The following is a 13083-nucleotide window of genomic DNA, read 5'->3' as shown; positions in this document are numbered from 1 at the left end:
ACAGCTTACCGTCACTCGGTGAATGCGACCCCCGAACGACCAGCAGCAGGGTCGCATTTTTTATGCCCAAAACTTTTGTGCCGCACCGTATAGTGCATAGAATGGGCACTATGCCAACACAGTTTGAAAGCCCCACCAGCAGCTCGGATCGAGAGTTCACCTATATGGCTACCGGTATGGCTGCCGGAGCTGTACCCGGTATTGTGATCGGCCTGATTATTGCGCTCTTTGTGGGGCATGCAGCCATGTGGGTATCTATCACCGGTGGTGTCGGTATTGTGATTGGCCTACTTATCTCCCGGGTACTCTACCGGAGAAAAACGAGGAAGTAGCGCGGTATTCCAGCTCGTAGCGCAGGTTAGATCGCGCTTTCTCCTCGTACAGTTGTCGACCCCGGTCTGTAGTGTAGATGAAATCGCGGCGTAAAAACCTCTCGAGAAAATCGATCCGCCCCCGCCTAAAGACGGCGGAGGGCAGCCGCGAATACTCCTGTTCAACACCGCGCACATACCTGTTGTAGCGGGCCCTCCCCGCGGCGAGAATCGCCAGTCGGAATCCAGGAAAAAGCCCGCATCGTTGGCCCCCAGGTGCGCTGACACCGTGACGGTGCCGGGGAGGTGGTCGGCGGTCATCTCAATCAGAGCGCGCACGTACAAAAGCTCGTCGGCCCCGAGAGAATGCCCTACCAGCGGCCCCAGCATGGTGGCGGCAAGCTCTGACGATTCAGACTCATCTCGACCGGGACTACCGGTATAGACCGCGTCGTGAAACCAGGCGGCAAGTTGCACGGCGCGCGGAGGTTTGACCGGCGTATAGAACCGATCGAGGGCGGTCAGCATCTCCAGCAGGTGGGCACTGTTATGGTAGGCGCGGTGGCTCTCTTCCCAGCGGTCAAGCAGTATTTCCGCAATCCGGTCGCGGTTGGGCAGCAACCGGGTAAAGCGTCCTCGAAGAGTGTGACGGATCTTGGCGGGGCGTTCTCTGAGGGGAACACGCAGACCCGAAGCAATGAGCCGGCGGGTGAGCTCACTGCCGGTCAGGGCAGTGGCACCGGCGGCAACCAGCCGGTGGTAGAGCTCGGCGGGAACATCGTAGTGGTCGAGGTCAAAGGCACGGTCAGAAATATTGTGAGCGCGGGCAAAAGCGTGAAGCTCACCCATATCGCTGTCCGAGACCAGGTGCGAAAAAAATGTCCCGTGAGCTGGCCAGCGGGGCTCATCAATAAGAATCACTGGGGACACGGCCCTTCTTCACAGGGCCGCCCCGGAACCGGGACGGCCGCCGCAATCACGGTTTACTGTGCCCTCGAATGGATTCGAACCATCGACACCCGCTTTAGGAGAGCGGTGCTCTATCCCCTGAGCTACGAGGGCCAATTACTGCATGTATGGCTCGGTGAAGGGGCTCTTCACCCAAGAAACCACCCTCTTTACTGTACAGCATAGAAACCCGCAACCTAAATCTCACCGGCCACGTACGGGCCTTTCAAGAGGAGATATATCCTTTATCTTTTGAGGGGCGGCGTGCCCGCCCGCCTTCCACGGTGTAGACCCTTTGCCCGCGGTCGAGGTGTTCAAGGCGGTGGGATATCTCAACGATGGTGACGTTCTGCAGCGAATCCACGGTGTTTCGGATTCTTCGCTCCATCTCTGAACTGAGGTGGGCGGTGAACTCGTCGAGTACCAGCACCCTGGGGTTCATGAGTAGTGCACGGGCTAGTGCCAGCCGCTGTAGCTGCCCACCCGACAGTTCACTACCTCCGCTCCCCACCGGGGTGTCCAGGCCCTCTGGCATGGCGGTGACCTCGTCGGCGAACCCGGCTCTATTGAGTGCCCGCCACAGTTGTACATCGCTGGCCGCGGGGGCACCCAGACGGAGGTTTTCGGCGATACTGCCGGCCAGTACCTGCGTCTGCTGAGAAACCAGCACCACCTGCGATCGCAGAGAATCCAGGGTGTAGTTGGTGACCGGTGTACCGTTGAGCAGAACGTGTCCGCTCTGGGGGTCGTCAAAACGCAGCAGTAACTGGGCTGCGGTTGTTTTGCCCGAGCCCGAGGCTCCGATGAAAACGGTGGTTTTTCCGGGCTCGGCGGAGGCGTTGAAACCGTTGAGTGTCGCCGCCGAATCCGGGGAGGCGCCGGGGTAGCGGTAGGTGATATTCTGCCATTCAATGCGGGGCGCTGCGGATAGTTTGAGGGGTGTGGGGCCGTCGAGCACCGTGGGCGGCAGATGACAGAGCTGCCAGAGACGGTGCGCGGCAGCGAGCGAGTGGTCGAGGTAGCCGACGGCGTTCTCGATACCGCGGGGTGCCTCAAAAAGTCTTGTGGCCCCCAACGCCAGGGTTGCTGACCAGACCGGTGGGATACCGCTAGCGGGGCCGATGAAGGCCACCGAAATGAGGCAGATAAGGCTGAGGAGGATGTTGCCGGCGCGGCGGTTGGCGCGTATGCGGGCAGACACCAGGGAGGAGGAGAGCACCCTGTCGCCCAGGGCTTTCATGGTGTCGGCCCGCTGCTGCTGGCGGCCGTAGGTGAGTACCTCTGAGACACCGTGCACAGAATCGCTGGTGTGCACGGTGAGTTTGGCACGGTGGGTGAGGGTGTCGTCGGTGGCGGTGCGGCTTGCCCGGAATCCCGCTGCGGGCACGACAAAGATTGAGATGAGTAGACAGAGAGTCGGCAGCGCGATCACGGTAAAACCGAAGGTGTAGCCGCTGACGGCCAGGGTTAGGGTGGGGACCAGTATCGCCGAGACGAGCGGGGCCAGCGTGTGGGCGTAGACTACCTCGATGCGGTCGACATCGCGGGTGAGCCCGGTGAGTAGGGAGCCGCTGTGCATCGAAGATTCTCGGTCTGCGGGCGCACCCCGGCCAGCCGGTAGCGGAGCCCTGCGCCACAGCTGGGAGAAGGCGTGGCCGCGCAGTAGTTCTAGCGCTTTAAAGGCCACGTAGTGGCCGGTGAACTGTTCACCGTAGTGGGTGAGTGCGCGGGCCAGAGCCAGGCTCGGGAGCAGGATCCAGCCCGCCACGGGGACGCCCAGAAAAACGGCACCGGTATAGCCGCCGACCAGCACGGTGGCCACGCTCCAACCAGCTGCCGCAAAAAGGGCGATATCCAGCAGTTGGGTGAGCACGCGAAGAAGGGTCGAGACGGCTAGTGGCCGGTGTACCGGTGCTGTGATCGAGGCCAGCCAGCGAATCAGCTGCACGGTGGAGGGCCGCTGCGGGGCGGGTGCCCGGTTGTTTCGGTTCACCGCTGACTCCCTTTCCCCGCCGTGTGCGCCGGCTTGCCAGCGGATCCGGTGCTCTTTACCCGGTGGAGGCCCCGCCGATCGAGAAAGAGCACCGTATCGGCGATCTCCAGGAGGGCGGGCCGGTGGGTGACCATCACCAGGGTGGTGTCCGGACCCAGGGCACCGAGGGCCTCAAGAATTTTTTGTTCGGATTCTGCGTCAACCTGAGATGTCGGTTCGTCAAGCAGGAGCAGGTTGCGCCCGGTCAGCAGTGCCCGCGCCAGGGAGATACGCTGTATCTGCCCGCCCGAGAGCCCCAGTCCTTCTTCGCCCACGACGGTGTTGAGGCCCGCCGGTAGAGCCCTCACCTCATCGGCCACCCTCGCCTGTCTCAGGGCATCCCACATCTGCTGTTCGCTGGCACTGTCTCGGGCAAAACGCAGGTTGTCGGCGATACTGCCGGCAAAAAGCCTGCTCTGCTGGGAGAGCAGGGCACTTTCCAGGGGTACCCGAGACGGGTCGATGTCAGCCAGGTTTGTTCCGTTGACCGCCACCGCGCCGTCCTGGATCTGTAAAGTGCCGTGAACCAGGGAGAGGAGGGTGGATTTACCGGTACCGGACTCCCCCAGCAGGGCGGTTTTAGACCCGCGGGGAATATCGAAGCTGAGACGGTTGAGCACCGTGCCCCTGCCAAAGTCGTGGCTGAGCCCGCGCACACTCACCGCAGAGTCAGGGCTGGGCGTGCCGGTGTCGGTACCCCGCGGCGGAGAGGTTGGGGTGATGTTGTCGGCTGCCAGAGCCCGGGCAATAGCCCGCTGTGAGGCCCGCCCACCCATACCGATGTAGAAGAAACCGGCAACCTGGGTCAGCGGCTCCAAGAGCAGGGGAAGAAGCAGAAGAGCGGACAGGGCTCCACCGGTGGTCAGCGCCCCGGTAGTGGTTCGCCAAGAAATAACGAGCGTAGACCAGCAGATGAGAAAGAGAAGAAAAACCGAGTCCATCACAACAATAACCAGCTGGTTTCCGGCCAGCAGCCTCATCACCGCTCGCCGGTTTTCCTCCCCTCGCTCGCGCAGGGTGTTCTCGGTGCGCTCGCCCGCGCCATAGAGCCTGATCAGGGTCAGCTGGCGAATCGAATCGAGATAGGAAACTGTCAGCGCCTCACGGCGGGCCCGTGAACGCGCCGAAACACCGCGAAAAAAGTGAAAAAAGACCCAGAGCGCGGCCGGAACCAGGGGGACGGCAGCAAAGATGCTCAGCCCGCTCACCCAGTCCAGGGCACCGATATACAGCAGAATCAGTAGGGGGCAGATGAGGGCTGCCAGCGTGGAACCCAGGTATATCTGCCGGTAGTCGGCGGTCCTTTCCACCGCATCGGTCATGAGGGAGACAGCGCGCCCCGGCGAGGATGAGGACGCTGATCTCAGATGCGTCGAGAAAAAACTGTGCAGTAGCCTACCGCGCACATCTTTTTCGGCTTCCCTGGCCCCGCGCACGCCGACCAGAATCTCAGCCCGGGCGCAGGCCGCAGCGCCGGCGGCACCAATACAGAGCAGCCACCAGAGATACCCGGGGGCCTCCGCCGGCGAACCACCGTCAAAAGCCTCTGCCAGCGCCCAACCCGCGCTCCCGGCAACCAGAGCAGAAAACGCAACGGTAGCCGTCCGCAGTAGGGCCACCCCGCGAAGGGTTCTCTGCCCACCGGACGTTTTCAGCGCAACGAGCGGTGGGGAAGAAGAAATCAGGGGTCGGACGCCGGTCGGTGAATCGTGCACTGTCTTAGCTTAGCTCACCGCAAAAATCAGCCTCCCTCGAAAACCTGTTCGGTCTACACTGGATAACGCGATGGATAACATGTTTGATGAAGAAGACAGCTTCATGCCCACCCCGGTCTCCGAAGCAGACGCCCGCGGCGATAGTGATACTGGTTACCTTACCGATGGACTCAACACGCAGCAGAGAGAGGCGGTCACCCATTCCGGGTCCCCCCTGCTCATTGTTGCCGGAGCAGGATCCGGCAAGACCCGCGTGCTCACCCACCGGATCGCCTACCTGCTGGCAACCGGACGAGCCCACCAGGGGCAGATTCTCGCGATCACCTTCACCAACAAGGCCGCAGCCGAGATGCGGGAGCGGATCGAACAGCTCATCGGCCCCCGTGCCCGCCACATGTGGATCTCCACCTTCCACAGCTTCTGCGTGCGCCTACTCCGCCGTGAAGCAAAAATACTGGGGCTCAAAACAACCTTCTCCATCTACGACTCAGCAGACTCGGCACGCCTGATCACCCTGGTGGCAAAAGGCCTTGACCTCGACCCCAAACAGTTTGCCCCCAAGGCCATACAGAATAAGATCAGCCAGCTCAAAAACGAACTGATCGACGCCCAAGAATACGCCCGCAGCATCGACCCCACCAACCCCTGGGAACAGGCTGTCAGCCGGGTCTATACCGGCTACACCGAGAGACTGCGTGCCGCCAACTCTCTTGATTTTGACGACCTCATCTTTGAGACCGTGCGCCTGCTGCGTCATCACCCGCAGGTTGCCGACTACTACCGGCGCCGCTTCCGCCATATCCTCGTCGACGAGTATCAGGACACCAACCATGCCCAGTACGCCCTGGTCCACCAGCTGGTAGGCCCCACCCCCGCACCGGCCGACGATCACACCCCCTACCCCGAAAGCACCCGGCCGGCGGAACTCACCGTGGTGGGAGACTCAGACCAGTCGATCTACGCCTTCCGCGGGGCAGACATTCGCAACATCACCGATTTCGAAAACGACTACCCCACCGCCCGCACCATACTGCTCGAACAAAACTACCGGTCCACCCAAAACATTCTCAGCGCGGCAAACGCAGTCATCGAAAAAAACCGGGACCGCCGACCCAAGAAACTCTGGACAGCCAGCGGAGACGGCCCCAAAATTACCGGGTACGTGGCAGAATCCGAACAGGCTGAGGCGCTTTTTATCACCCGGGAGATAGATCTCCTGCGCGATGAACACGGTATCAAACCCGGCGACATCGCTATCTTCTACCGCACCAACGCCCAGTCCCGTGCTCTCGAAGAACTGCTCATGCGCACCGGCCACCCCTACCGGGTGGTGGGCGGCACCCGGTTCTACGAGCGCAAGGAGATCAAGGACGCGCTCGCCTACCTGCGGATGCTGGTCAACCCCGACGACGACGTGAGCGTGCGCCGTATCCTCAACGAGCCCAAGCGCGGTATCGGCGCGAAGACAGAGGCTGCGGTGGCGGATTTTGCTGAGCGGCAGCGTCTTTCGTTTATGGGGGCCCTGCGGGTGGGTGCCGATGTTCCGGGGCTGGGGTCGGCTGCTGTCAAAAAAATTACTCTTTTTGTGCAGCTTGCCCACGATCTTATGAGGTTGGCGGAGAGTGAGCCTGCCGCTGCATGTCTTGAGGCCGTGCTGGAGCAGACCGGCTATTTGCGGGCCCTGCGAGAGTCGGATGATATTCAGGACGAAAGCCGTCTTGAAAATCTGGCTGAGCTGGTTGAGGCGGTACGGGATTTTGAGGTGGATCATCCGGAGTCCGGTCTTGAAGATTTTTTGGAGCATGTTTCCCTGGTGGCCGATGCTGATCAGATCCCCAATAGGCCCAGAGCAGCCGATGAGGGCGGAACCGGTCCCAGTGCCGCCCAGATTGCAGCCGAGGTGGCTGAGGCCCGCAGCCAGGGGGTGGTGACGCTCATGACCCTGCACACGGCCAAGGGGCTGGAGTTTCCGGTGGTTTTTCTGACCGGTATGGAGCACGGCCTTTTTCCCCATCAGAGGGCTTTGACCGATGTCAGCGAGATGAGTGAGGAGCGCCGTTTAGCCTATGTGGGGCTGACACGTGCGATGGGGAGGCTCTATCTGACCCGGGCGGAGAATCGTTCGATGTGGGGGCAGCGGCAGTTTAACCCGCCGTCGCCTTTTCTTGAGGAGATCCCCGAGGAGCTTATTCAGTGGAGGCGGCTGGGAAGCGGGGAGGGCTTCCGTGCCTCGATACCCGGTGGACCGCGCACCGGTTTTTCTCAGCCGACGAGTAGTGCCGTTAACGGTTCTGCGGCTTACGGTTTACGGGCTGCAACCCGCGGGCAGGGGACCGGGCGGGTGCAGCCGCGTCAAGAAATTCCGCGTTTGGCGGTGGGGGACCGTGTGCAGCATAGCAGCTTTGGTGAGGGCACGGTTCTTGCCCTGGAGGGGAGCGGGGATAAGACCGTGGCAAAGGTGGATTTTGGTGATGAGCAGAAGCGTTTGCTGTTGCGTTATGCGCCTCTGACCAAGGTGTAGCTCATTCTGCACACCTCTCATATGCCGCCATAGATGGGGTGTTTTGTGGGCCGTTGTGTGGTGTATGTCGGCGGAGGGGCCACAGCGTGTAACTGCTAGAGGGGATTCATAAGCCTGCATAGTGTCAATAGTGTGTTCTACTGTTGCTCGTTAATCGAGGTATTTTGATGACGTGCAGCCTGCGTATCGAAACCAAATAGATACGTTGAACCCCGATTAGATATTCTAAGGACTGTTTTTGATGAACAAGGCGTTCTCAAAGGGCATGGCTATTGCACCTCTTCTGGTGATGGGCGCAGCGGGTATTACTTCTGCGAATGCTCTGGATAGCACCGCGACCGTTGACGATACGTCAAACCCGGTTTCATCGGTGAGTACCGATAGCACCGCCGGCAGCGCTCAGGCCGATCTTGCGTCGGCCCGGGAGCAGATTTTAGCTGAAACGAATGCTGTGCGTGCTGAGGCTGGGCTGGCACCGGTCAAGCTGAGCGAGTCGCTGAACTCTATTGCGCAGAGCTGTTCTGAGGAGCAGGCGGCTAACCAGCAGATGGCGCACTGCACCGGATTCTATGACAAGTACCCCTCGGGCTGGACGACCGCGAGCGAGAATGTCGCCTACGGTTACAGTCTCGATAAGGTCACCGAGGCGTGGCGGAATTCGTCGGGGCATTACGCCAACATGGTTGATTCTAAGGCAACCCATCTGGGTATCGGTATCGCCTACGATTCGACGGGCACACCCTACTACACCCAGAACTATGCCGGTTACGAGAGTGACCCCGACGGTGATAGTAGTTCGCCGGATTCGTCAACGGATAGCACGGCAACCGTTGATGACACCGCAACGACCGATACCGGTGACGCCACCGATACTGTAACGGAGCAGGATAGCACCGTTACCGACACCGCGGATAACACGACTGTTGATACCGCTGATACCGCGACCGAGCAGGACAGCACTTCTGACAGCACCGATACCACCGATCAGACCACCGATGACTGGGCACAGTGGGATAGCTGGTCACAGGATGACAGCTGGAACAACTGGGACTATTCCTCCTGGTGGGATTACTCCTGGGACTGGTGGCAGGATTATTCGGCTGATACCGGATACGACTACTACGGTGGGCAGGAGAATGCCGGTTGGCACGGTGACAGCGTTGAAGGGGACTACTCTTCTGGTTGGGCACAGTGGGGTTCCTGGCCGAGTTGTGCCTAAAACCTAAAAGAGGTTCGTATCCGGGGAATCGGGTATGAGTCGAAGGTTGCCGGGCCCGCTGCCGAAAGACAGCGGGCCCGGTTTTGTGCTGCCGGTGTCCCGTGTTTTCTCGTTAGAATGGGGGTGCACACTGGTGAGAGTGGGTGAGATGTCGGGGAGGAAGAATAATATATGGTGGGGGACGGTGAGGTTCGTTCTATTGCTTCAGATTTTGCTGTGGCGATGGACCGGGCAAGCGATACCGGTGTTCAGATTCGGGAGGTAGCCCGGCTGACGCTCATTCGTGTTGAGGTTGACCCGTTGTCTGCTGCTGCTCGGCGGGTTGAGCGGGTGCTGGGGGTTAGTTTTCCGCGGGAGGCCGGGGAGGTGACCGGTGATAGTAGCGCCCTTGACATTCTGTACGGTACCCGCCAGATTGTTGCCTGCCTGTGGGTGCACGATGACAGTTTTTTGGTGGTTACCCGGGTAGATGGTGTGAAGCTGGGGCGTGCTTTGAGCTCGGCTTTGGGTGATGAGGCGGGGCTGGTACTCGATGTTTCTGCTAACCGGTCTGTGGTTGAGCTGTCGGGGCCGGAGGCTGAGCGGGTGTTGGAGAAGACCGTGACCTTTGAGTCGGCCCCGGACTCTTTGGGGGAGGGGGTGGCCCTGCGCTGTTGCGTGGGTGCGGCAGAGATGATGCTGTGGCATACCGACCGTCACCAGTATCTGCTGTTGCCCAGGTCGGCAGATACCGCGCCTTTTCTGGTGGCTATGCTCGATGCTATCGACGAGGTGTCCGGAGGCAGAGAGGCGCGGCCTGGAATACCTGGGCACTAGAGGATTGACATCCTTGCTTATATAGCTCTGTCAGCTAGAGTACTTTATAGCATTTGTTTGAGTATAGATATAGTTGCCTGAGGAGAACCGTGGAGCAGATAGTTTCTCTTGGGGGCTACATGATCTTGATAGCTACCTTCGCTCTGCTCTGTCGGGGTATATCGAGTGGATGGCTCACTCCCAACCACATTATTGGAGTCAGAACCAGCCAAACGATGAAGAGCGAGGAAGCGTGGAACCTGGCCCATCGGCACTTTTTCCCATACGCAATAGCTGTAATTATAGTAGCTACAGTATTTTCAATAATTATTGGTACACTAACATTCTTAGATTTTTCGAATAAATATTTTGGGCTAATTTTAATTTCCGGCTACATTCTTATAATGGTAATCACTTTAGTTGGCGGTGTCAGATCGCATTTAGTTGCAAAAAAGTTTAACTCTCGAGGAGTTTAATATGTTTAAAAATATTGTTGGAACTTCGCCAATATATTTTTATGGATCGTTAATTGTAATGTTTCTAGCGGCGTGGACTAGAGCTGCGATCTACCAGCTCAACCGTGATGAGATCCGTGAAATGTCACGAGCGAGTTCGATGGTGGCAGATAATAACCGCGAATTTCTTGTAGCTATCCAAGATCCGCTCAATATTGCCTGGATCCTAGCTCCGGTCATTGTGACGGTCTTGGTGCTGGTGCCGCTATTTTTTGGGGTCGGGCATATGATACTTATTTGGATAACCGGAGTTATTGGGTCCGTACTCTTTGTTACCGGTTTTCTCTTTCCGACAACAATATTATCGAGAACTCTAGCCGTGGTGTTCATGGCAACACTGACAGCTGTTGTTTATTGTGTGGTAGCTGGGGCCGACAGGGAATCCTTATCCACGGGTTCCCGCGCTCCCGCGTAAGTTTATGCTGTCAGTCAATCACTCAGCCGTGGTGCGGGCCTGAGATACTTTGCCGCAGCCGGTTCTTGAATCTAGCGGTGCACAATTTTGGTATATAAGCCGGTCTTTGGGTTAGAGTTTACAGGGAGGGACGTGCTGTGCCCTGGCTCTCGGCGTGAAGGTTGAGCGCACATGAACCGTGACCGGGCAGATGTCGTCTTGACAACAATAAGAAAGCCGAAATACTTTTCGGTACTACTTCAACGAAGAAGGAATCCAGTGGACCTGTTCGAATACCAGGCACGCGATGTGTTTGAGAAGCACGGTGTTCCCGTGCTCAGGGGCATCGTGGCTACCACCCCAGAAGAAGCAAAGGCAGCAGCCGAAGAACTCGGTGGCGTTACCGTGGTCAAAGCCCAGGTGAAAGTTGGCGGCCGGGGTAAAGCCGGCGGCGTTAAAGTGGCAAAAACCGCCGAAGAGGCATACGAATACGCGCGGCAGATCCTCGGCATGGATATCAAGGGCCACACCGTACAGCGCGTGATGATCGCCGCCGGCGCAGATATTGCCGAAGAATACTATTTCTCCCTCCTCCTCGACCGAGCAAACCGGTCTTACCTGGCCATGTGCTCGGTAGAAGGCGGCATGGAGATTGAGCAGCTGGCTAAAGAACGCCCCCAGGCACTGGCCAGGGTTGAGGTCAACCCGGCCGTGGGGCTGACCGCGGATGTTGCCGCAGAGATCGTGAGAGCAGCAGGTTTCCCCGCAGACCTACACGAACCGGTTGCCGAGGTTCTGGTGAAGCTGGGGGAGGTCTTTGATCAAGAAGACGCCACCCTGGTGGAGGTCAACCCGCTGGTCAAGACAGCCGACGGTAAAATTCTGGCCCTCGACGGTAAGGTGTCCCTCGACGATAACGCCGAGTTCCGCCAACCCGACCATCTGGCTCTGGTCGATAAGAGCACGGAGAACCCGCTTGAGGCAAAAGCAAAAGAACACGACCTCAACTATGTCAAGCTCGACGGTGAAGTAGGGATCATTGGAAACGGCGCTGGGCTGGTGATGTCCACCCTCGACGTCGTTGCCTATGCCGGTGAAAACCACGGCGGGGTGAAACCGGCTAACTTCCTCGATATCGGCGGCGGTGCCTCGGCGGAGGTGATGGCTGCCGGCCTCGACATTATCCTCAACGATGAGCAGGTCACATCAGTCTTCGTTAATGTTTTTGGGGGAATCACCTCCTGCGATGAGGTTGCCAGGGGCATTGTGAAGGCTTTGGAGATTCTCGGTGATAGGGCTACCAAACCCCTGGTGGTGCGTCTTGACGGCAATAGTGTTGATGAGGGGCGCCGGATCCTGGCGGAGGCCAACCATCCGCTGGTCCACCAGAAAGACACCATGGATTCGGGTGCTGACCGGGCAGCTGAGCTGGCCCACACCGCACAGGTTGACCGCTAGTAACTGTTTTGAAGAGGGTTTTGAGATGTCTATTTTTCTGAATAAGGATTCCCGGGTTATTGTTCAGGGTATTACAGGCGGTGAGGGTTCAAAGCACACCGCCCGTATGCTGGCCTACGGCACCAACATTGTGGGTGGGGTCAATGCCCGTAAGGCCGGTAGCACCGTGAGTCACACCGATAAGAACGGCCGGGAGGTTGAACTTGAGGTGTTCGGTAGTGTTGCCGAGGCTGTTGCTCAGACAGGCGCAAATGTGTCGGTTGTTTTTGTACCCCCGGCCTTTACCAAGGACGCGGTGATTGAGGCAATTGATGCCGAGCTGCCGCTGGTTGTTGTGATTACCGAGGGGGTTCCGGTGCAGGATTCTGCCGAGTTCTGGGCTCATGCCCGGTCTAAGGTCGATGCTGAGGGCCGGCAGATTACCCGTATTATTGGGCCTAATTGTCCCGGTATTATTACACCCGGTGAAGCAAATGTGGGTATTACACCCGGTGATATTACCGGTAAGGGGAGGCTGGGCCTGGTTTCTAAATCGGGTACTCTCACCTACCAGATGATGTATGAGCTGAGGGATCTCGGGTTTACCACCGCTATCGGTATTGGTGGAGACCCGGTGATTGGTACCACCCATATTGATGCTTTGGAGGCTTTTGAAGCGGATCCCGACACCGAGGGCATTGTGATGATCGGTGAGATTGGTGGTGATGCCGAGGAGCGGGCCGCCGAGTTTATCAGGCAGCATGTCACCAAGCCCGTGGTGGGCTACGTTGCCGGGTTTACCGCCCCCGAGGGTAAGACCATGGGGCACGCCGGTGCGATTGTCTCGGGGTCATCGGGCACAGCCCAGGCTAAAAAGGAGGCGCTTGAGGCGGCGGGCGTGAGGGTGGGGAAGACCCCCTCCGAAGCGGCAAATCTTATGCGCCAGATACTGACCCAGGGTTAGGGCTCGCTGAGGTCCTGTAACCTGATAGGGGTGTTCTACCGTACTATGGTGGAACACCCCTATTTTTATATCCTCCGGTAGAAGGAGAAAAACGAGGAGATAAAAAAATCATACTCCCCGCGAATGATTTTTGCTTTAAGAATGTAGAGGGCCTTCTTCAAGGACACCGTGAAAGAGAAGAAAACGGCGATCACGGATTTACTGGCATCGGTTGTGTGTAATACGGTGATAC

Annotated in this window: 11 protein-coding genes and 1 tRNA gene; 8 read left to right on the top strand and 4 right to left on the bottom strand. The window is 58.6% G+C overall.

The features are described 5' to 3' along the window. Positions 1 to 110 precede the first annotated feature (110 nt). Complete coding sequence (locus ACS1BR_RS06110; RefSeq protein WP_463561071.1) at positions 111 to 332, top strand: hypothetical protein; 222 nt, start codon at positions 111 to 113, stop codon at positions 330 to 332. Here ACS1BR_RS06110 and ACS1BR_RS06105 read toward each other — a convergent pair. The 4 genes from ACS1BR_RS06105 to ACS1BR_RS06090 all read right to left on the bottom strand — a co-directional run bounded on the left by ACS1BR_RS06105 (position 288) and on the right by ACS1BR_RS06090 (position 5006). Continuing rightward, positions 288 to 1241 carry a DUF4031 domain-containing protein gene (locus ACS1BR_RS06105; RefSeq protein WP_463561070.1) on the bottom strand — a complete coding sequence of 318 codons (954 nt, stop codon included), beginning with the start codon at positions 1239 to 1241 and terminating at the stop codon, positions 288 to 290. The two genes, ACS1BR_RS06110 and ACS1BR_RS06105, sit on opposite strands and share 45 nt — an antisense overlap. 59 nt (positions 1242 to 1300) lie before the next feature. Then, positions 1301 to 1373: transfer RNA gene (locus ACS1BR_RS06100), tRNA-Arg, on the bottom strand. A gap of 112 nt (positions 1374 to 1485) precedes the next feature. Beyond that, positions 1486 to 3252: an amino acid ABC transporter ATP-binding/permease protein gene (locus ACS1BR_RS06095; protein WP_463561069.1), complete on the bottom strand. Its 1767-nt coding sequence runs from the start codon at positions 3250 to 3252 to the stop codon at positions 1486 to 1488. Next, positions 3249 to 5006 carry an ATP-binding cassette domain-containing protein gene (locus ACS1BR_RS06090; RefSeq protein WP_463561068.1) on the bottom strand — a complete coding sequence of 586 codons (1758 nt, stop codon included), beginning with the start codon at positions 5004 to 5006 and terminating at the stop codon, positions 3249 to 3251. The genes ACS1BR_RS06095 and ACS1BR_RS06090 overlap by 4 nt, the downstream gene beginning before the upstream one ends. Positions 5007 to 5076: 70 nt before the next feature. Between ACS1BR_RS06090 and pcrA the strand changes: the two genes are divergently transcribed. The 7 genes from pcrA to sucD all read left to right on the top strand — a co-directional run bounded on the left by pcrA (position 5077) and on the right by sucD (position 12851). Next, entirely contained in the window at positions 5077 to 7527 is a 2451-nt protein-coding gene (gene pcrA, locus ACS1BR_RS06085; RefSeq protein WP_463561067.1) for a DNA helicase PcrA, read from the top strand. A gap of 265 nt (positions 7528 to 7792) precedes the next feature. Continuing rightward, a complete protein-coding gene (locus ACS1BR_RS06080; protein ID WP_463561066.1) occupies positions 7793 to 8746 on the top strand; it encodes a CAP domain-containing protein in 954 nt (317 codons plus the stop codon). A gap of 171 nt (positions 8747 to 8917) precedes the next feature. After that, positions 8918 to 9562 carry a sarcosine oxidase subunit gamma family protein gene (locus ACS1BR_RS06075; protein WP_463561065.1) on the top strand — a complete coding sequence of 215 codons (645 nt, stop codon included), beginning with the start codon at positions 8918 to 8920 and terminating at the stop codon, positions 9560 to 9562. A gap of 89 nt (positions 9563 to 9651) precedes the next feature. After that, positions 9652 to 10017 carry an SdpI family protein gene (locus tag ACS1BR_RS06070; RefSeq protein WP_463561064.1) on the top strand — a complete coding sequence of 122 codons (366 nt, stop codon included), beginning with the start codon at positions 9652 to 9654 and terminating at the stop codon, positions 10015 to 10017. Position 10018: 1 nt separating this feature from the next. Beyond that, complete coding sequence (locus ACS1BR_RS06065; protein WP_463561063.1) at positions 10019 to 10471, top strand: hypothetical protein; 453 nt, start codon at positions 10019 to 10021, stop codon at positions 10469 to 10471. Positions 10472 to 10729: 258 nt separating this feature from the next. Beyond that, positions 10730 to 11908, top strand: a complete 1179-nt coding sequence (gene sucC / locus ACS1BR_RS06060; protein ID WP_463561062.1) for an ADP-forming succinate--CoA ligase subunit beta — start codon at positions 10730 to 10732, stop codon at positions 11906 to 11908. Positions 11909 to 11933: 25 nt separating this feature from the next. Continuing rightward, positions 11934 to 12851: a succinate--CoA ligase subunit alpha gene (sucD, locus tag ACS1BR_RS06055; protein ID WP_463561061.1), complete on the top strand. Its 918-nt coding sequence runs from the start codon at positions 11934 to 11936 to the stop codon at positions 12849 to 12851. Positions 12852 to 13083: the final 232 nt, after the last annotated feature.

It is taken from the genome of Rothia sp. 18CD1-1, from assembly GCF_055285355.1.
This window is presented reverse-complemented; position numbering and strand designations above follow the sequence as displayed.

What these genes read in the sequence shown, in the direction of transcription:
- ACS1BR_RS06110 (WP_463561071.1), top strand. Translation starts at nt 111, where the DNA reads ATGCCAACACAGTTTGAAAGCCCCACCAGCAGCTCGGATCGAGAGTTC.
- pcrA (WP_463561067.1), top strand. Translation starts at nt 5,077, where the DNA reads ATGGATAACATGTTTGATGAAGAAGACAGCTTCATGCCCACCCCGGTC.
- ACS1BR_RS06080 (WP_463561066.1), top strand. Translation starts at nt 7,793, where the DNA reads ATGGCTATTGCACCTCTTCTGGTGATGGGCGCAGCGGGTATTACTTCT.
- ACS1BR_RS06075 (WP_463561065.1), top strand. Translation starts at nt 8,918, where the DNA reads ATGGTGGGGGACGGTGAGGTTCGTTCTATTGCTTCAGATTTTGCTGTG.
- ACS1BR_RS06065 (WP_463561063.1), top strand. Translation starts at nt 10,019, where the DNA reads ATGTTTAAAAATATTGTTGGAACTTCGCCAATATATTTTTATGGATCG.
- sucD (WP_463561061.1), top strand. Translation starts at nt 11,934, where the DNA reads ATGTCTATTTTTCTGAATAAGGATTCCCGGGTTATTGTTCAGGGTATT.